We start from the raw sequence: 18,544 nt of genomic DNA, 5'->3' as shown, positions 1-18,544 counted from the left end.
GGAGGTCCTTGCCCGGCTTGAAATGGGGCACATACTTGCCGGACAGGGCCACCGACTCACCGGTCTTGGGGTTACGCCCCATGCGAGGTGGCCGGTAGTGAAGGGAGAAGCTGCCGAATCCGCGAATCTCGATTCGACGGCCGCTGGATAGGGAATTACTCATTTGCTCAAGTATGGTCTTGACCGCCAGTTCCACGTCCTTGGCCGGCAAATGCCCCAATCGCCCAGAGAGAACTTCGATGAGCTCGGACTTGGTAATCTTGTTCATCTTGGTGGTCCCCTACCCCTTTCCAAGGAAAACTTCCCCGACGCCTGGCCTGGGCCAGACGCCGGGAAAGCCTATACCTTCATCCCGAAAGATTACTTGTTTTCAAGCTGCTCTTTCAGCAGGTCGCCGAGGCTGGTGGTACCACCGGTGCCCTGGCTGCTGTCGGAGTACTGCTTGACCGCCTTGCGCTCTTCCTGCTCATCCTTGGCCTTGACCGACAGGCTGATCACGCGGGTCTTGCGATCGATGCCGACGATGCGGGCTTCGATATCATCACCCTCGTTGAGCACACTGCGGGCGTCTTCCACTTTCTCGCGGGACAGCTCGGAAGCACGCAGATAACCTTCCTGCTCTTCCGGCAGATCGATCACGGCACCCTTGGCGTCCACTTCGCGGACCTTGCCCTTGATCATGCTGCCCTTGGGATACTCGGCCAGGAAAGCACCCAGCGGGTCCTTGTCCATCTGCTTGACGCCGAGAGAAATCCGCTCGCGCTCGGGGTCGACGGAAAGCACAACGGCTTCCACTTCGTCGCCCTTCTTGAAGTCGCGAATGGCTTCCTCGCCGGTCTGATCCCAGGAGATGTCGGAGAGGTGAACCAGGCCGTCGATGCCGCCTTCCAGGCCAACGAAGATACCAAAGTCCGTGATGGACTTGATCTTGCCGGTGATCTTGTCGCCCTTGTTGTGGGTGGCGGCGAACTCGTCCCACGGGTTGGGCTGGCACTGCTTCATGCCGAGGGAGATGCGGCGACGCTCTTCGTCGATATCCAGCACCATGACCTCGACTTCATCGCCCACCTGGCAGATCTTGCCGGGGTTGATGTTCTTGTTGGTCCAGTCCATTTCGGACACGTGCACCAGACCTTCCACACCTTCCTCGATTTCCACGAAGGAACCGTAATCGGCCAGGTTGGTCACCTTGCCGAAGATGCGGGCACCAACCGGATAACGGTGGGCGATCTGAATCCACGGATCCTCGCCGAGCTGTTTGAGGCCCAGGGACACGCGCATGCGCTCACGGTCGAACTTGAGCACCTTGACCTCGATCTCGTCGCCCACGTTGACCACCTCGGAGGGATGGTTCACGCGGCGCCAGGCCATGTCGGTGATGTGGAGCAGGCCGTCGATACCGCCCAGGTCCACGAAGGCACCGTAGTCGGTGAGGTTCTTGACGATACCCTTGGTGACCAGGCCTTCCTGCAGTTCTTCCAGCAGCTTGTCGCGTTCTTCCTTGTACTCTTCTTCGACCACCGCGCGGCGGGACACCACCACGTTGTTGCGGCGACGATCGAGCTTGATGACCTTGAATTCCAGTTCCTTGCCTTCCAGGTAGGTGGGGTCGCGCACGGGGCGTACGTCCACCAGGGACCCGGGGAGGAACGCGCGGATGTTGTCCAGGTCGACGGTGAAACCGCCCTTGACCTTGCCACTGAGGTGGCCGTGGACAATCTCGCCGGCGTCGTAAGCGGCTTCCAGCTTGGTCCAGGTGCGGGCACGCTTGGCCTTTTCCCGGGACAGGCGGGTCTCGCCAAAGCCATCCTCGACAGCGTCGAGGGCCACTTCGACTTCATCACCTTCGCTGACTTCCAGCTCGCCCTCTTCATTACGGAACTGGCTGACCGGGATCACACCCTCGGACTTCAGCCCCGCATTGACGATGACGAAATCATCCCGGATCTCAACCACCTTGGCGTGGATGATGGAACCGGGCTGCATCTGCTCCGCGGCGATGCTCTGTTCAAACAGTTCGGCAAAACTTTCTGACATGTGGTTATCTTCCCGTGCCCTCTCGGGCAGCTTCTGTTGTCCGTCACGGGCCATCCCGCCCATGCCGGGGTTTGATTGATCGGATCCGACCTCCTGTCTGATCCGTCCTGCAACGAAAAAACCGGTCAGGCCCCTGGCCTGCCCGGATGTGATGGCCGGCATCCGCCCTTTTGGGGCCTAGCCGTCCAGCCTTTCCTTGACCAGCGAAAGCACGCGATCAAGCACCTGGTTGATGCTCAATTCGGTGGTGTCGATGCGCACCGCATCGTCCGCCGGCTTGAGCGGCGAGGTGGAGCGCTCGGCATCGCGCCGATCCCGCTCCGCAATCGCAACTTCAAGCTCACCAACGTTAGCATCAATCCCCTTCTCTTTCAACTGCTTATGACGTCTCAGGGCCCTTTCCGCGGGGCTTGCGGTCAAAAATATCTTGAGCGGGGCGTCCGGGAAGATGGTGGTCCCCATGTCACGGCCATCGGCCACTAGCCCCGGCGCCTGTCGAAAGTCCTTCTGGAGCTTGACCAGGCCGCGACGCGCGCCGGGCACAGCGGCGATCCGCGAGGCCATGGTGCCGCAATCCTCGGTCCGGATTTCCCGGCTCACATCCTCGCCGGCAAGCAGCACCCGCTGCTCGCCCTCGCCGGCCTCGAAACGCACCGCCAGGCTCTGGGCCATGGTTTCCAGGCGGGCTTCCTCCTCGGGTGCCACACCGGCGCGCATGGCCGACAGGGCCAGCAGGCGATAAAGGGCGCCGCTGTCCAGAAGATGCCAGTCCAGCGCCTGGGCCAGCAGTGAAGCGGTTGTTCCCTTGCCGACACCGCTGGGCCCGTCAATGGTCACCACCGGAATGTCGGACGACTCGCTATTCACCATCATGACTCCTGAATATTGACCCCCACTGCCTTGCAGCGGGCAATGAAATCGGGGAAAGAAGTGGCCACATTGTCCACATCATCGATCCGCAGTTGCTCGCCGGCGGGCAGCAAGGCGCCCAGCATGGCGAAGCTCATGGCAATACGGTGATCGCCCCGGGAGGCGATCCGGCCGCCCCGAATCGGACCACCGGTGACCGACAGGCCATCGGGCCGGGTCTCCACCGACAAACCCATGGCCTGCAGGCCTTCGGCCATGGCGGCGATGCGATCACTTTCCTTGACCCGCAGCTCGGCCGCGCCCTCCACATGGGTCGTGCCCCGGGCGCGGGCGGCGGCAATCATCAAGGCGGGAATCTCGTCCACCGCCAGGGCCACTTCCTCGGCACTGACGGTAATGGCTTCAAGCGGCTGCCCGGTCACCCGGATGTCAGCCACCGGCTCTCCGCCGACCAATCGCTGGTTCTCCAGACCGACAGCGGCCCCCATCCGTTTCAGCAGGCGCAGGAGCCCATCGCGAGTGGGGTTGATGCCGACCTGGCGCAAGCATATTTCCGCCCCCGGCCGGGCGGCGGCCAGGGCCACGAAGAAGGCCGCCGAGGAAAAATCTGCCGGCACATCGATATCCTGGCCGCGCAGACCACCGGGCCGCAGGCGTACCTCGCCCTGCCCCCATTCGATATCGGCACCCAGACCGGCCAGCATGCGCTCGCTGTGATCCCGGGTGGGCGCCGGCTCGCGGACCCGGGTCTCGCCCCGGGCATGCAACCCCGCCAACAGGATGGCGGATTTGACCTGGGCACTGGCCACCGGCATGGCATAGTCGATCCCCTGCAATCCCTCATGGCTGGCCAGATGCAGGGGCGGACGGCCGTCCTCGGCCCGGATCGCGGCGCCCATGGCGTTGAGCGGATCGACGATTCGCCCCATGGGCCGGCGGCACAGGGAGGCATCTCCCGTCAGGCTGGCGGGCAGGTTCAGGCCCGCCAGCAAACCGGTAAGCAGGCGCAGACCGGTCCCGGAATTGCCCAGATCCAGGGGCTTGTCGGGGGCACGCAGGCCACCACCGGCCGGACCGACCACGCGATAGCTGCCGGGCCCCAGAGAATCAATTCGGGCACCCAGGGCGCGGAGAGCTGCCAGGGTATTGAGGCAATCCCTCGCCTCCAGCAAACCCCGAATCTCGCCACCGCCTTCGGCGATGGCAAGAAACAGCAGCGCCCGATGGGAGATGGACTTGTCACCCGGCACCTGCAGGACGCCGCCAATCTCGGCGGCCGCCCCAAGCTGCCATCCACGTCCCTGTGCCGAGCCCATGCCGGAAACCTGGCTCACGCCGTGGCGCTGCCCATGACCGCATCAAAGGCATGGAAGAAGCGCTCGTTCTCTTCCGGGAGGCCCACCGAGACGCGCACATGGGTGGGCATGCCGTAGCCATCCAGAGGCCGCACGATCACGCCCTGGCGCAGCAGGTCCTGGAAGACCTCACGGCCCGGGCGGCCGGTATCCACGGTAACGAAGTTGCACACCGAGGGAATGGTTTTAAAGCCCCGCTCGCGCAAGCCGGCCTGCATCTTGGCAAGCTCCTCCCGGTTCATGGCGATGGACTTGTCGATATGGGCCTGATCAGCCAGGGCCGCGGTGGCAGCCACCTGACCCAGGGTATTGGGATGGAAGGCCAGGCGAACGCGGTTGAGCAGATCGGTGATTTCTTCGCTGGCCAGACCATAGCCCACCCGGATCCCCGCCAGGCCATAGGCCTTGGAGAAGGTCCGCATGACCAGCAGGTTCGGGTAATTGGCCAACAGCGTCTGGCCGTCCGGATAATCCGCCTCTTCCACGTACTCGTAGTAGGCCTCGTCCAGCACCACCAGGGTGTCGGCCGGCACCTTGTCCAGGAAGGCAGTCAGGGTGGCCCGATCCACCCAGGTCCCGGTGGGGTTGTTGGGGTTGGCGATGAAGACCACGCGGGTGTTCTCATCGATCTGCCCGGCCATGGCCTCCAGGTCATGACCGTAGGGCATCGCCGGGTGGTCCTCCGGCAGGGCGTCGGCCACCCGCAGCTCGGCACCGGCGGCCTGACTGACGATGGCGTAGATGGCAAAGCCGTATTTCGAAAAGACCGCGTTGCGGCCCGGCCCCAGGAAGACGCGGGCAATCAGTTCCAGGATATGATCCGAGCCGGTACCAAGGGTGATTTGCTCCGGCTTGACACCATGCTTTTCGCACAGCGCCCGCTTGAGATCAAAGCCGTTGCCGTCGGGATACAGCGCCAGATCCTCCAGGGCCTCGCGCATGGCGGCCTGGGCCTTGGGGCTGGGCCCCAGGGGGTTTTCATTGGAGGCGAGCTTGACGATATCGTCCAGGCCCAGTTCACGCTGCAGCTCGCTGATGGGCTTGCCCGGCTCATAGGGCTTGAGGCTCTGCACACCCGGCAGGGCCTTGTCCAGGAATTGGCTTGCCATGATCACTCCAGTATCTGTATTTGAGAGGAAAACCTCTGATTACGACCAGGCCGGCGGCAGCGCCGCGGCCTTCTCAGCCGCGGGCAGACACCGGCGCGATGCTTCTGGCTTTCAGGACGCCGTCGATGGCCTCGATGGCGGCCGCCACCGTCTCGGGCACCTCGCCATCCACGTCCACCAGGGTGTAGGCCAACTCGCCCTGTGACCGATTGAGCAGATCAACGATGTTGAGGCCGGCCTCGGCCAGGGCGGTACCCACCTGCCCCACCATATTGGGGACATTGGCATTGGCCACGGCCAGCCGCCCGCCGTCGGTACGGGGCATGACCACGTCCGGGAAATTCACCGAATGGCGTATATTACCGTTCTCGAGGAAATCTCGCAGGTTTTGCACCGCCATTACCGCGGAATTGGCCTCCGCCTCGCCGGTAGAGGCTCCCAGATGCGGCAGCGCCACCACCCTTTCCCGCTTCAGCAAGTCCGGATGGGGGAAATCCGTGACGTATCCGCCGAGATGTTCCGACTCCACCGAGGCAATCACCGCCTCCCGATCCACCAGGCCATCACGGGCAAAGTTCAGCAGCACGGCCCCGGGCCGCATGACAGCGATCCGCCGCTCGTTGATCAGGTCCCGGGTCTTGTCCATCAGCGGCACATGCAGGCTGACCACATCGGATTCCCCCAGCAATTCGTCAAGGCTGCGGGCCTGGCGCACGTCCGAGGCCAGCCGCCAGGCGTGCTCCACGGTCAGGCCCGGATCGTAGCCGATGACCTCCATGCCCAGGGAGCGGGCGGCGTTGGCCACCTGCCCACCGATGGCGCCAAGACCCACCACACCGAGCCGGCGGCCGGGCAGTTCACGACCCACGAAGCGTTTCTTGCCCGCTTCCACCGCCTTCTCGAAGCTCTCTCCCTCGCCTTCGATCCGCTCCACGAACTCCAGGGCCGGGGCGATGTTGCGAAAGCCCATGAACAACCCCGCGATCACCAGCTCCTTGACCGCGTTGGCATTGGCGCCGGGGGCGTTGAACACGGGGATTCCCTGCTCGGAAAGCCGATCCACCGGGATATTGTTGACCCCGGCACCCGCCCGGGCCACGGCTTTCAGATTGGGAGACAGGGGCTGCTCGTGCAGCCTTGCTGAGCGGACCAGAACCGCATCCTCGGACTCGATACTGCTGCCCACCTCGTAAAGGCCGCGGGGAAAGGCCTCAAGACCGGCTTCGTTGATATTGTTGTACGTCTTGATGCGAAAAATCATGAATCAATACCCTGTCGGATAAAAACCACCAGGTCCGCTGCAGCCGCGGAGAGTCCGGACCGGCAGCGGAGTCTTGCTCGATAACCTTGAACCGACTCAGCCGTAGCGCCGCTCGAAGTCGGCCATGAAATCCACCAGGGCCTGGACACCTTCCAGCGGCATGGCGTTGTAGATACTCGCGCGCAGGCCCCCAACGGCGCGGTGGCCGCCCAGGGTCAGCAGGCCGAGATCCCGGGCTTCCGACTTGAAACGATCCTCCAAGGCCGAGTCGGCCAGGAAAAACGGCACGTTCATCAGCGAACGGCAGGCCGGTACCACCGGGTTGCGGTAGAAATCCGACCCGTCGATGGCACCATAAAGCAATTCGGCCTTCTTGCGATTGCGATGGGCCATGGCCTCCACCCCACCCTGCGCTTTCAACCACTGAAACACCAGCCCAGCCACATACCAGGCAAAGGTGGGCGGCGTATTGAGCATGGAGCCGGCCCCGGCCTGGGCCTTGAGGTCCATCAGCGCCGGCGTGCCCTCGCGGGCGCCGGTGAGCAGATCCTCGCGGACAATGACAATGCAGAGCCCCGCCGGACCGATATTCTTCTGCGCCCCGGCATAGATCAGGCCGTAATCCCGGACATTGATGGGCTCGGAGAGAATGGCCGAAGACAGGTCGGCCACCACCGGCACAGCCCCCGTGTCCGGCAAGTCCGGAAAACGCAGTCCGTGGATGGTTTCATTGGGTGTTACATGGACATAGTCGGCACCGGGGTCGAAATCGTAGTCGTCCGGCACCCGGGTGTACTCGTTCTCCTCGCTGTCGCCCGCAATGTGTAGCTGACAGAATCGCCGGCCCTCGGCAATGGCCTTGCTGGACCAGTGTCCGGTGCGGACATAGTCGGCACGGCCACTGCCATTGGCCAGATTCAGCGGTAAGACGGAAAACAGGGCCGTGGCCCCGCCCTGCAGAAACAGCACCCGGTAGTCATCCGGAATCGCCATCAACTCGCGCAGATCGGCCTCGGCGGTCTCGGCGATGTGCCGAAAATCCGCCCCCCGGTGACTCATCTCCATGGCCGACATGCCCGAGCCGTTGGTGTCCGGCAACTCCTCCTGAATCCGCTCAATCACCGCCCCCGGCAACATGGCCGGCCCCGCGCTGAAATTCCACGCCCGCTGCGTCACGACGCCTCCCGGCTCAATAAACAAGGAACCCTTGACCACCCGACCCGGCACCGATGACTGGATCAGAGGTCTCAGTATGATGCATCAGTCAACCGGCATGGGACCAGCCTGAAAGGCTTATATGCACTATTGATCTTTGTGAGGGGTCAGGGGTCAGGGGTCAGGAGTGAAGGGTAAGAAACAAACAGAGCACGGCGCCCGCCGTGCCCTCAGATCAAGCAAGGTTTTCCTCTGCGTCTTTGCGTCTCTGCGCAAGGCAAACCCCCGCCCGAGGATTACTCTTCGGCCGGGCCTTCCCCTGCATCGCCCTCTTCATCCTCACCGTTCAGGGCCTCGACGCGTTCCACGCCGACCAGTTTCTCGTCCTTACCGAGGCGGATCAGGCGAACACCCTGGGTGTTGCGGCCGACCACGGAGATGTCGTTGACGCCGGTGCGGACCAGGGTGCCGGCATTGCTGATGAGCATGATCTCGTCGTCGTCGGAGACGAGCTGGGCACCTACCACCCGGCCATTGCGCTGGGAGGTCTGGATGGACTTGATGCCCTGCCCGCCCCGGCCCTGAACCGAGTATTCACTGACCGGCGTGCGTTTGCCGTAACCGTTCTCGGTGGCGGTGAGCACATCGCAATCATCACTGGCGATCTGCAGGCTGACCACTTCGTTACCGGCCGGCAGCTTGATGCCACGCACGCCCGAGGCCGTACGGCCCATGGTGCGGACATCGGATTCCTTGAAACGGATGGCCTTGCCATTGCTGCCGAACAGCATGATGTGGGAACCACCATCGGTGATCGCCGCACCCACCAGGGCGTCGTCGTCCTTCAGACCCACGGCAATGATGCCGCTGGTACGGGGACGGGAGAACTGCTCCAGGGAGGTCTTCTTGACCACGCCACTGCGAGTGGCCATGAACACGAAGTGATCGGCATCGTACTCTCGCACCGGCAAGACGGTGGTGATGCGCTCACTGGGCTCCAGCGGCAGCAGATTGACGATCGGCTTGCCACGGGCGCCACGACCGGCCTGGGGAATCTGATAGACCTTCAGCCAGTAGACCTTGCCGTGACTGGAGAAGCACAGCATGGTGTCGTGGGTATTGGCGATGAAGAGCTTGTCGATGAAGTCTTCATCCTTGACCTGGGTGGCGGCCTTGCCGCGCCCGCCCCGGCGCTGGGCCCGGTAGGCGTCCACCGGCTGGGACTTCACATAGCCGGCATGGGAGAGAGTCACCACCACGTCTTCCTCGCTGATGAGATCTTCCATGGACAGATCGCTGTGATCGATCTGGATCTCGGTGCGGCGGGGGTCGCCATACTGTTCACGAATGGCTTCCAGTTCCTCGCGAATGACCTGGGTCAGGCGCTCTTCACTGTTCAGGATTTCGCGCAGATCCTCAATACGTTCCAGCAATTCCTTGTATTCATTGAGGATCTTGTCCTGCTCAAGCCCAGTGAGACGATGCAGCTTGAGGTCCAGGATGGCCTGGGCCTGGGTCTCGGTGAGCTGATACTCGCCGTCCACCAGACCGAATTCACTGCCCAGCCCCTCCGGCCGCGAGGCCTCGGCACCGGCCCGCTCCAGCATGTCGAGAACGATGCCGGGCTGCCAGCGCTTGGCCACCAGGGCGGCCTTGGCCTCGGCGGGGCCTGGCGATTGCTTGATCAGCTCAATGACCGGGTCGATATTGGCCAGGGCCACGGCCAGGCCTTCCAACACATGGGCCCGCTCACGGGCCTTGCGCAGATCGAAGATGGTGCGGCGGATGACCACTTCGCGGCGGTGGCGGATGAAGGCATCCAGCACCTGCTTGAGGTTCATCAGCCTCGGCTGACCGTCAACCAGGGCGACCATGTTGATGCCGAAGACCTGCTGCATCTGGGTCATCTGATACAGGTTGTTGAGCACCACGTCGGCGACTTCGCCGCGACGCAGCTCAATCACCATGCGCATGCCGTCCTTGTCGGACTCATCACGCAGGTTGGTGATGCCCTCGATGCGCTTTTCCTTGACCAGCTCGGCGATCTTTTCCAGCAACCGCGCCTTGTTGACCTGATAAGGCAGCTCGTTGACCACGATGGTCTGCTTGCCGGATTTCTCGTCGGTCTCGATCTCGGTGCGGGCGCGGATATAGATGCGGCCACGACCAGTGCGGTAGGCCTCGTGGATACCCCGGGCACCATTGATGATCCCGGCGGTGGGGAAATCCGGCCCTGGGATGTGCTCCATCAATTCGTCGATGGTGGTATCCGGGTTCTGCAGCAGGGCAATACAGCCGCTGACCACCTCGCTCAGATTGTGGGGCGGGATATTGGTGGCCATGCCCACGGCAATCCCGGAGGAGCCGTTGATGAGCAGATTGGGCAGCTTGGTGGGAAGTACCTGCGGCTCCCACTCGGATTCATCGTAGTTGGGGATGAAGTCGACGGTTTCCTTGTCGATATCCGCCAGCAATTCATGGGCGATCTTGGCCATGCGCACTTCGGTGTAACGCATGGCGGCCGGCGCGTCGCCGTCGATGGAGCCGAAGTTGCCCTGCCCGTCCACCAGGGTGTAGCGCATGGAGAAGGGCTGGGCCATGCGCACGATGGCGTCATAGACGGCCGAGTCGCCATGGGGGTGGTATTTACCTATGACGTCACCGACCACGCGGGCTGACTTCTTGTAGGACTTGTTGAAGTCATTACCCAGGACCTTCTGGGCATAGAGAACCCGGCGGTGAACGGGCTTGAGGCCGTCACGGACATCCGGCAGGGCGCGCCCCACGATCACGCTCATGGCGTAATCGAGATAGGACTGGCGCATTTCGTCTTCGAGGTTGACGTTCGAGATTTCGCGAGCGATATCAGCCATTGGGCAGGCAGGCTCCCCGGTTAATCAACACGGTGACAGGCGGAGGGACCATCCGGGGCCCTCCGGGCCGCCGCGGCCCCTGACGGGGCGGCGGACATAAAGCGGTAATCTTACCATAGGCGCGGGCGGGAGAGTGCCCTCAGGCGGACGGCTGCAGCAGCTCCATGCCCTGGCCCTCGGCCGGGCTGCAAATCCCCTTTTCGGTCACGATGGCCGAGACCAGTCCGGCCGGGGTGATATCAAAGGCGGGGTTGAGCGTCTCCACCCCTTTCGGCGCCCGGGACAGACCGGCCGCGGCCCATATCTCGCTCGCCTCCCGATGCTCAATCTCGATATCGTCGCCCCGCGCCAGGCGGGGATCGATGGTGCTACTCGGGGCGGCGACGATAAAGGGGATGTCATGGGCGCGGGCAGCCACGGCCAGGCCATAGCTGCCGATCTTGTTGGCCACATCCCCCTGGCGGGAGATCCGGTCGGCGCCGATGATGACCGCGTCCACCCGCCCGGCCGCCATCAGGGCGGCGGCGGCACTGTCCACGATCAGACTCACCGGAATCCCGTCCTCGGCCAGCTCCCAACTGGTGAGCCGCGCGCCCTGAAGCCAGGGGCGGGTCTCGGTGGCAATCACCCCTTTCAAGGCGCCCCGCTCCCAGGCCGAGCGGATAATGCCCAGGGCGGTGCCGTGCCCGCCAGTGGCCAGCGCGCCGGTGTTGCAATGGGTGAGTACCGTCACCCCGTCGGGCAGCAGGCGACTGCCCAGCTCACCAATGCGCCGGTTGGCGGCCAGGTCGGCGGCCTCGATCCGGGCCGCCTCGGCCTCGCAGGCAGAGACCGCGTCTTCGGCCCGCTCAACACCGGCTACTGATTCCCGCATGCGATTGATCGCCCAGCCCAGGTTCACCGCCGTGGGACGGACAGCACCCAAGGCGGCCATCTGCCGGTCAAAGCCCTGCCGCCAGTCCTCCTGGCCCGCCACAGAACGGATGGCCAGCACCGCGCCCCAGGCGGCGGCGATGCCGATGGCCGGCGCCCCACGCACCGCCATGCCGGCAATGGCCTCGGCCACGGCGCTGGCGCTATCACAACGAAGCCAACGGGTTTCGGCCGGCAACAGGCGCTGGTCGAGGACCTCCAGCACGCCCTCCTCCGGCTTCCACAAAAGCGGTTTCAACATTGATAATCCCTGTTTGGGCGGCCCCGGAACGGGGGCCTGGCTGATGGGGCGTATTCTACCGCCCGGGGCCGCCGGCGAACCAGAAGCGCGCCATGCAGTCCCATTCAGGGTGAGAGTAATCAGGGGATCACAATCATGAATCGCCGCATGGCATGGCTGACTGTTTTCATCCCCCTCCCGCTACTGGCCGCACCGGATCTTGAGTTCCCACCTGCCGAGATCATTGACTGGGACAGGGAAGTCTTCGAAGGCGAGACCGCCTACCGTCTGGTTGAGATGGAGGATCGCGAGGCCATTCATGCCCTTTGTGAGAGCAGCGCCTCGGCCCTCTACCTGGAACAGGAAATTGACCTCCGGGAAACACCGATCATCGAGTGGTCCTGGCGCATCCGTGGCAGCTATGGGGAAGACATCGACGAATCCAGTCGCGAGGGCGACGACTATCCGGTCCGCCTCTATGCCATCAGCGATGGCGGCTGGCGCCGCTGGCAGACCCGTGCGGTCAACTGGGTCTGGGCCAGCGGCAAGGACCAGGGCGAAAGCTGGCCCAGCGCCTATGCCGATCAGGTCAAGATGGTGGCGCTGCAATCCGGTGAGGAGAAGGCAGGCCAGTGGGTCACCGAGCGGCGCAATATCCGAGAGGATTTCGCCCGTTTCCACGACAGGGAGATTGAGACCATCGACGCCATCGGCCTGATGAGTGACTGCGATGATCTGGACACAAGTAACGAAGCCTGGTTCGGCGGCATTCGTCTGCTGCCGGCGGAGGCGGACGACTAAAGACGGGCCGATGTTATAGTGGCGCCCTTCCACAGCAATAAAAAATCAGGAGTCCAAGCATGGACGATATCGTCGATGTCATCTCCCGCCCCGACCTGATCGAACTGCTTCTGGCCTGGACCGGCCGGATTGCCGTCGCCCTGCTGATTTTCATTGTCGGGCGGTGGATCGCCCGCATCATGGGCCGGCAATTGGAAAAAGCACTGACCCGGGCCCATATGGACCCGACACTGGCCCAGTTCGGGGGCACCATCGCCGGTGCGGTGATCACCGTCATCGCCCTGATCGCCGCCCTTACCCATCTCGGGGTGCAGGTCACCTCCCTGGTCGCCATTCTCGGCGCCGCCACCCTGGCCATTGGCCTGGCCATGCGTGACTCCCTGTCCAACTTTGCCGCCGGCGCCATGCTCATGGGCTACCGCCCCTTCAAGAGCGGCGACTTTGTGGAAGCCGGTGGCCAGATGGGTGTTGTGGAAACGGTCGGGATCTTTCATACCAAGATCCGGACCACCACCAACCAGGAAATCATCATCCCCAACAGCCGTATCTACGGGGATGTAATTACCAACTATTCGGCCCGCGACCGTCGCCGCATCGATGTGACCGTGGGCATCAGCTACGACGACGACATCGCCGAGGCCAAGCGCATCATCCACGAGGTCATCAGCGCGGACTCGCGCCTGCACCAGGACCCGCCGCCCATTATCTGGGTGGGTGAAATGGCTGACAGCAGCATCGACCTCTGGGTCAAGGTCTGGACCGACCTGGACCCCTTCTGGGATGCCCGCAGCGATCTGCTGGAAAACATCAAGAAGCAATTCGATGAGCGCGGCATCACCATCCCCTACCCGCAGCGGGATGTCCATCTCTACGAGGAGAAGCCCGGATCATGAGCGAGACCGTGGACTTGCTGATCGAAGCGGGCTGGATCGTGCCGGTGGAGCCCGAGGGCGTGATCCTGAAAGATCACTGCGTGGCCATCGCCGATGGTCGAATCAAGGCGCTGCTGCCGCGCTCACAGGCGCATGAGCAGTTCCAGGGGGAAGAAACCGTCCGCCTGCCGGACCATATGCTCACCCCCGGCTTCGTCAACGCCCATACCCATGCGGCCATGAGCCTGCTCAGGGGCTATGCCGACGACCTGCCCCTGATGACCTGGCTCAATGATCACATCTGGCCGGCCGAAGGTCACTTCGTGGGCCCGGAATTCGTCCGCGATGGCAGCGAGCTGGCCATGGCCGAGATGATTCGGGGTGGCACTACCTGTTTCAACGACATGTACTTCTTCCCGGACATCGTCGCCCGCAGTGCCAGCCGGCTGGGCCTGCGGGCCTCGCTGGGCATGATCGTGATCGAATTCCCCAGTGCCTGGGCGGCCAATCCGGCGGAATATCTGAGCAAGGGGCTGGAAGTCCGCGATACCTTCAAGTCCGACCCCCTGCTGTCCTTCTGTTTCGCCCCCCATGCGCCCTATACGGTTTCCGACGACAGTCTGGAACGTCTGCGGGGTTACGCCGACGAACTGGATGCCCCGGTTCACATGCATGTCCATGAGACTGCCGCGGAAGTGGCGGATGCGGAGCGGGAACAGGGCGAGCGGCCCCTGGCCCGACTGGAACGACTGGGACTGCTCAATCCCTCGCTGATGGCGGTCCACATGACGCAGCTTACCGACGATGAGATCGGGCGTGTAGCGGAGAACGGCGCTTCGGTGCTGCACTGCCCGGAATCCAATCTCAAACTGGCCAGCGGCTTCTGCCCGGTGGCCCGTCTGGACGCGGCCGGTATCAACCTGGCCCTGGGCACGGACGGTGCCGCCAGCAACAATGACCTGGACATGATTGGCGAGATGCGCACCGCCGCCATGCTGGCCAAGGCGGTGGCCGACGATGCGGCCGCCCTGCCCGCCAGCCGCGTACTGCGCATGGCCACCCTGGGCGGTGCCCGGGCCCTGGGCCTGGAAAACGAGATTGGATCCATTGAAGCCGGCAAGTGGGCCGATCTGACTGCCATCGATCTCAGCCCGATGGCCACCCAGCCGGTTTACAATCCCGTTTCTCAATTGGTTTATGCCGCCAGCCGCGATCAGGTCAGTGATGTCTGGGTGGCCGGCCGGCGCTTGCTTCAGGATGGCCGCCTCACCGCCATTGATGAAATGGAACTGCGGGAGCGCAGCCGCGAGTGGGGGCGCCGCCTCGAGAAGGCCCACGGCGAATACAAGGAACAACAGGCATGACCGAGACACGCCGGCAGAATGTGGACCCCGCCGAGATCGGCAAGTTTGAAGCGACCGCCAGTCGCTGGTGGGACCCGGAGGGTGAGTTTCGAACGCTCCACCAGATCAATCCCCTGCGGGTGGAATACATCGTGCGACGCTGCGGTGGCGTTCAGGGCCGGCGGGTCCTGGATGTGGGCTGCGGCGGCGGCTTGCTGTCCGAGGGACTGGCGGCCGAGGGGGCCGAGGTAACCGGTATCGACCTGGGCAGCACGGCCCTGTCAGTGGCCGATCTGCATCTGCTGGAATCGGGCCTGAAGGTGGAGTATCTGCGCCGCAGCGTGGAAGAGCACGCCGAGGAGCGGCCGGGCGAATACGACATCGTGACCTGTCTGGAAATGATCGAGCATGTACCCGAACCGGCCTCGGTGGTGGCGGCCTGTGCCAGACTGCTGCGCCCCGGTGGCCAGGCAGTCTTCTCGACCATCAACCGCACCCCCAAGGCCTGGCTGATGGCCATCGTCGGTGCCGAATACGTGCTCAACATGCTGCCTCGCGGCACCCATGAATACGACAAGCTGGTGCGGCCCTCGGAACTTCGCCGCTGGGCCACCGCCGCGGGACTGCAACACCGTGACAGTACCGGCCTGCACTACAATCCCCTGCTCGGTGACTACCACATGGGCGGGAATGTGGATGTCAATTACTTCATGCACTTCGAGAAACCCGAATGAGTTTTCGCGCCCTGCTGCTGGACCTGGATGGCACACTGGCGGACACCGCTGCCGATCTGGGTGGTGCCCTCAATCAACTCTTGCACCAGGAAGGCCGTCGGCCGTTGCCGGCGGACAGGATTCGACCGATCGCCTCCGACGGTGCCCGGGGGCTGCTGCGACTGGGCTTTGATATTGATCGGGGTGAGCCGGGCTTTGATGAACTGCGTGCCCGCCTGCTCCAGCTCTACATCGATCGCATTGCCGAGGAAACCCGCCTGTTCGAGGGCATGAATGAACTGCTGTGGTGGCTCCATGGACAGCAACTGCCCTGGGGGATTGTCACCAACAAGCCCGATTGGCTGACCCGCCCCCTGCTGGAAGCGATGGCGATCGAACCGGAAGCCGCCTGCGTGGTCAGTGGCGACACGATAAGCCGAGCCAAACCCTGGCCGGATCCCCTTCTCCATGCCGCCCAATCCCTCCGGCTGCCGGCAGCGGATTGCGTTTACGTGGGCGATGCGCCACGGGACATTGAAGCGGCGGTGGCTGCCGGCATGCTCCCCGTAGTCGCCGGCTGGGGCTACCTGCCGGCTGATGTCGATCCCAGCGACTGGGGTGGTCTTGCCGTCTGCGAGCGGCCGGTGGATCTGCAGGCCTGGCTGGCCCAACGACTGCTTGAGGCCGCTGGGAGCGCAGGCACCCCGGCATGACTGAAATGCTGTCTCCCGATCTACAGTTGATCAGTGCCTTCCTCCCAGGCTCGGATCGAGAATCCTTGCAGCGCCTCCATGCCCTGGTCGGGGAAATCCGCCACGGGGTGTTTTCGGTCAGCGACGAGTCATTGGCCCGGGTCAAACTGGCCTGGTGGCGGGATGAGCTGAGCCGACTGCTGGACGGGCAGGGCCAACATCCGGCCAGCCAGGCGCTGATCAGTGCGCAGCCCGAAGCGCCTTCCCGATTGGACGGAGGCGAGCTGGGGGAAATTCTGGAAGGCCTGCTGATGCGGCTGGAGGGCCGGGGTTACAATGATGCCGACGAGCTGCTGCTGCACGCCTGGCGCGATCAGGGTGCCTTGGCCGTATGCTCGGCAAGGCTGGCCGGCGCCGTCCATGACGATACACTGGCCGCGGCCCGCGATCTCGGCCTGGCACATGCACTGGCAGGAACGGTAAGCGACTTCGAGAACGAACGCCGACAGGGACGAATCTGGATTCCCCTGGACTGGCAACGGGAGGCGGAAACCTCCCCCGAATCGATACTGCGGTCAGCACCGGACACGGCCACGATGGAAAGACTGCTCACACCCGTGCTGGCCATGGCAGAGGAACGCTTTGCCGCCGCCGCCAAGCCCTGCCCGCAGCGCGCAAGCCTGCGTGGCCCGGCCCTGCTCGCGGCCCTGGCCATGCAGGATGCCCGCCGTTGCCAGGGCAAGCGCTGGCAGGCACGTCAACGGAGCGGACTCGCCACCCTCTTTCGAGCCTGGCGAGCGGCACGACAGGAACTCAGACTGGAACAGCAACCCGATTAGCCCAGGAGACCGCAATACCATGCCACGCAATATGCGAAATTATGAGGCCCCCGCCGACCTGCTCAAGGACCGGATCATTCTGGTCACCGGCGCCGGTGACGGTATTGGCAGCGCCGCCGCCGAGTGCTTTGCTGCCCACGGGGCCACCGTGATTCTACTGGGACGCACGGTGAGTAAACTGGAAGCGGTTTACGATCGCATCGTGGAAGCCGGCAGTCCCACGCCCGCCATCTACCCCATGAACCTTCTGGGCGCCAACCTGGAGGACTATCAGGAGCTGGCCGGCAAGCTCAACGAGACCTATGGCCGTCTGGATGGTCTGCTGCACAATGCGGGTATCCTTGGCCCCCGCTCTCCCATTGACCAGTACGATGAAGAAGAATGGCAGAAGGTCATGCATGTGAACCTGACCGCCCCCTTCGTCATGACCAAGGCCTGTCTGCCTTTGTTAATTGCCTCCGAGGATGCCTCCCTGGTATTCACCTCCAGCGGGGTCGGTCGCAAGGGTCGTGCCTTCTGGGGCGCCTACGCCGTCTCCAAATTCGGCACCGAAGGGCTGATGGAAGTATTGGCGGACGAGTTGGAGAACAAGGAAAATCTGCGCGTGAACGCCATCAACCCCGGCGCAACCCGTACCGCCATGCGCGCCGATGCCTACCCGGCCGAGGATCCCCAGACCCTGCCCACGCCGGAAGACATCATGGGCACTTATCTGTTTCTGTTCGGTGGTGAAAGCCGGGGCATCACAGGGCGCTCCTTTGATGCCCAGTAAGCAATCACGACAAAACGCCCCGCTTGGCGCCGACCTCAAGGCTGGGGTAGGATTTTAAACAAGATAATCCATCACTCGGCTTTGCTTGCCACCGGCGTCCTTGTCGAGGAGGGGCCCATGAAATCCACAACGCTGTCCACCATCATGCTGGCCACGGCTTCCCTGGCGATGTCCGGCTGCTTCGACAGCAACTACGGCAATGACATCAATCCCACCCAGGTGGGGTACTGGCCGGCGGAAATCAATTGCTTCACCATCGCCGAGGAGCCGGCCGATCTTGATGATGCGGATCCTGCCGCCACCCCCCGCAGTGACCGTACCGCCGAGCTGCTTGCCCTGCAGGCCACCGGAGAGCTGATCGCGCCGGAAGACGTCTACCAGCGGGTAGTAGCGGAATTGACCGGCATCCGCGATCGCTTCCCCAATGCCACCGACCACGAGGCTATCGGCTGCTGGGACCCCAGCCGCCTCCTGATTCGCTTCGAGGCCGAAACCCAGGCCGAGGTCAACGATGAGCAATACCAGGACTGGGATGATCTCAATGACATCTTCAGTCTTGGCGAGGTGGATTATCGGGAAGAGATCAACATCAATGTGCTGAAGTTTGACGGTCGCTTCAATCCCGGCCGTCTGGCCCGGGAGTACAGCAGCCTTGATGGAGCCATCTACACCGCACCTGCCACGGGGCTGGAGGATGGC

Annotated in this window: 17 protein-coding genes; 8 read left to right on the top strand and 9 right to left on the bottom strand. The window is 63.5% G+C overall.

Translation table 11 applies throughout. From position 1 onward, the window contains the following. From ACJWXQ_RS11640 to mtnA, 9 genes are all read right to left on the bottom strand, one after another. A partial coding sequence (locus tag ACJWXQ_RS11640; protein ID WP_406672862.1) for an integration host factor subunit beta occupies positions 1–259 on the bottom strand: 259 nt, incomplete at its 3' end. 101 nt (positions 260–360) lie between these two features. Then, positions 361–2,091 (bottom strand): 30S ribosomal protein S1, encoded by a 1,731-nt coding sequence (gene rpsA / locus ACJWXQ_RS11635; RefSeq protein ID WP_346052632.1) that lies wholly within the window; start codon positions 2,089–2,091, stop codon positions 361–363. Positions 2,092–2,214: 123 nt separating this feature from the next. Continuing rightward, positions 2,215–2,907: a (d)CMP kinase gene (cmk, locus tag ACJWXQ_RS11630; RefSeq protein WP_374729213.1), complete on the bottom strand. Its 693-nt coding sequence runs from the start codon at positions 2,905–2,907 to the stop codon at positions 2,215–2,217. Then, the gene (gene aroA / locus ACJWXQ_RS11625) at positions 2,907–4,223 is read right to left on the bottom strand and encodes a 3-phosphoshikimate 1-carboxyvinyltransferase (protein ID WP_346052633.1); all 1,317 of its coding nucleotides are present in this window, start codon (positions 4,221–4,223) and stop codon (positions 2,907–2,909) included. Before aroA ends, cmk begins: the two co-directional genes overlap by 1 nt. A 14-nt stretch (positions 4,224–4,237) precedes the next feature. Next, the gene (gene hisC / locus ACJWXQ_RS11620; protein WP_346052614.1) at positions 4,238–5,371 is read right to left on the bottom strand and encodes a histidinol-phosphate transaminase; all 1,134 of its coding nucleotides are present in this window, start codon (positions 5,369–5,371) and stop codon (positions 4,238–4,240) included. A gap of 73 nt (positions 5,372–5,444) precedes the next feature. After that, positions 5,445–6,632, bottom strand: coding sequence for a phosphoglycerate dehydrogenase (locus ACJWXQ_RS11615; protein ID WP_406672859.1), 1,188 nt, complete (start codon positions 6,630–6,632; stop codon positions 5,445–5,447). Between the two features lie 96 nt (positions 6,633–6,728). Continuing rightward, positions 6,729–7,769 carry a 3-phosphoserine/phosphohydroxythreonine transaminase gene (serC, locus tag ACJWXQ_RS11610; protein ID WP_406672861.1) on the bottom strand — a complete coding sequence of 347 codons (1,041 nt, stop codon included), beginning with the start codon at positions 7,767–7,769 and terminating at the stop codon, positions 6,729–6,731. 314 nt (positions 7,770–8,083) lie between these two features. After that, a complete protein-coding gene (gene gyrA, locus ACJWXQ_RS11605) occupies positions 8,084–10,660 on the bottom strand; it encodes a DNA gyrase subunit A (RefSeq protein ID WP_406672858.1) in 2,577 nt (858 codons plus the stop codon). A gap of 139 nt (positions 10,661–10,799) precedes the next feature. Next, positions 10,800–11,834 (bottom strand): S-methyl-5-thioribose-1-phosphate isomerase, encoded by a 1,035-nt coding sequence (mtnA, locus tag ACJWXQ_RS11600; RefSeq protein WP_346052619.1) that lies wholly within the window; start codon positions 11,832–11,834, stop codon positions 10,800–10,802. Between the two features lie 135 nt (positions 11,835–11,969). Here mtnA and ACJWXQ_RS11595 point away from each other — a divergent pair, with 135 nt between their 5' ends. The 8 genes from ACJWXQ_RS11595 to ACJWXQ_RS11560 all read left to right on the top strand — a co-directional run. After that, on the top strand, positions 11,970–12,614 hold the full coding sequence (locus ACJWXQ_RS11595; RefSeq protein ID WP_346052621.1) for a DUF3047 domain-containing protein: 645 nt from the start codon (positions 11,970–11,972) through the stop codon (positions 12,612–12,614). Positions 12,615–12,673: 59 nt separating this feature from the next. Continuing rightward, positions 12,674–13,507: a mechanosensitive ion channel family protein gene (locus tag ACJWXQ_RS11590; RefSeq protein ID WP_406672857.1), complete on the top strand. Its 834-nt coding sequence runs from the start codon at positions 12,674–12,676 to the stop codon at positions 13,505–13,507. Beyond that, complete coding sequence (locus ACJWXQ_RS11585) at positions 13,504–14,850, top strand: TRZ/ATZ family hydrolase (RefSeq protein ID WP_346052625.1); 1,347 nt, start codon at positions 13,504–13,506, stop codon at positions 14,848–14,850. The genes ACJWXQ_RS11590 and ACJWXQ_RS11585 overlap by 4 nt, the downstream gene beginning before the upstream one ends. Next, positions 14,847–15,563, top strand: a complete 717-nt coding sequence (ubiG, locus tag ACJWXQ_RS11580) for a bifunctional 2-polyprenyl-6-hydroxyphenol methylase/3-demethylubiquinol 3-O-methyltransferase UbiG (protein WP_346052626.1) — start codon at positions 14,847–14,849, stop codon at positions 15,561–15,563. The genes ACJWXQ_RS11585 and ubiG overlap by 4 nt, the downstream gene beginning before the upstream one ends. Beyond that, the gene (locus ACJWXQ_RS11575) at positions 15,560–16,255 is read left to right on the top strand and encodes an HAD family hydrolase (protein ID WP_406672856.1); all 696 of its coding nucleotides are present in this window, start codon (positions 15,560–15,562) and stop codon (positions 16,253–16,255) included. Before ubiG ends, ACJWXQ_RS11575 begins: the two co-directional genes overlap by 4 nt. After that, the gene (locus ACJWXQ_RS11570; protein ID WP_406672855.1) at positions 16,252–17,073 is read left to right on the top strand and encodes a squalene/phytoene synthase family protein; all 822 of its coding nucleotides are present in this window, start codon (positions 16,252–16,254) and stop codon (positions 17,071–17,073) included. The genes ACJWXQ_RS11575 and ACJWXQ_RS11570 overlap by 4 nt, the downstream gene beginning before the upstream one ends. A gap of 31 nt (positions 17,074–17,104) precedes the next feature. Continuing rightward, the gene (locus tag ACJWXQ_RS11565) at positions 17,105–17,845 is read left to right on the top strand and encodes a YciK family oxidoreductase (protein ID WP_406672860.1); all 741 of its coding nucleotides are present in this window, start codon (positions 17,105–17,107) and stop codon (positions 17,843–17,845) included. A 117-nt stretch (positions 17,846–17,962) separates the two neighbouring features. After that, the coding region (locus tag ACJWXQ_RS11560) for a hypothetical protein (protein WP_406672854.1) at positions 17,963–18,544 on the top strand (582 nt) is incomplete at its 3' end.

This window comes from Natronospira sp., assembly GCF_007134575.1.
Taxonomy (GTDB): domain Bacteria; phylum Pseudomonadota; class Gammaproteobacteria; order Natronospirales; family Natronospiraceae; genus Natronospira; species Natronospira elongata.
Note: the sequence above shows the minus strand (reverse complement) of the source record. Positions and strands in the feature narration are given on the sequence as shown.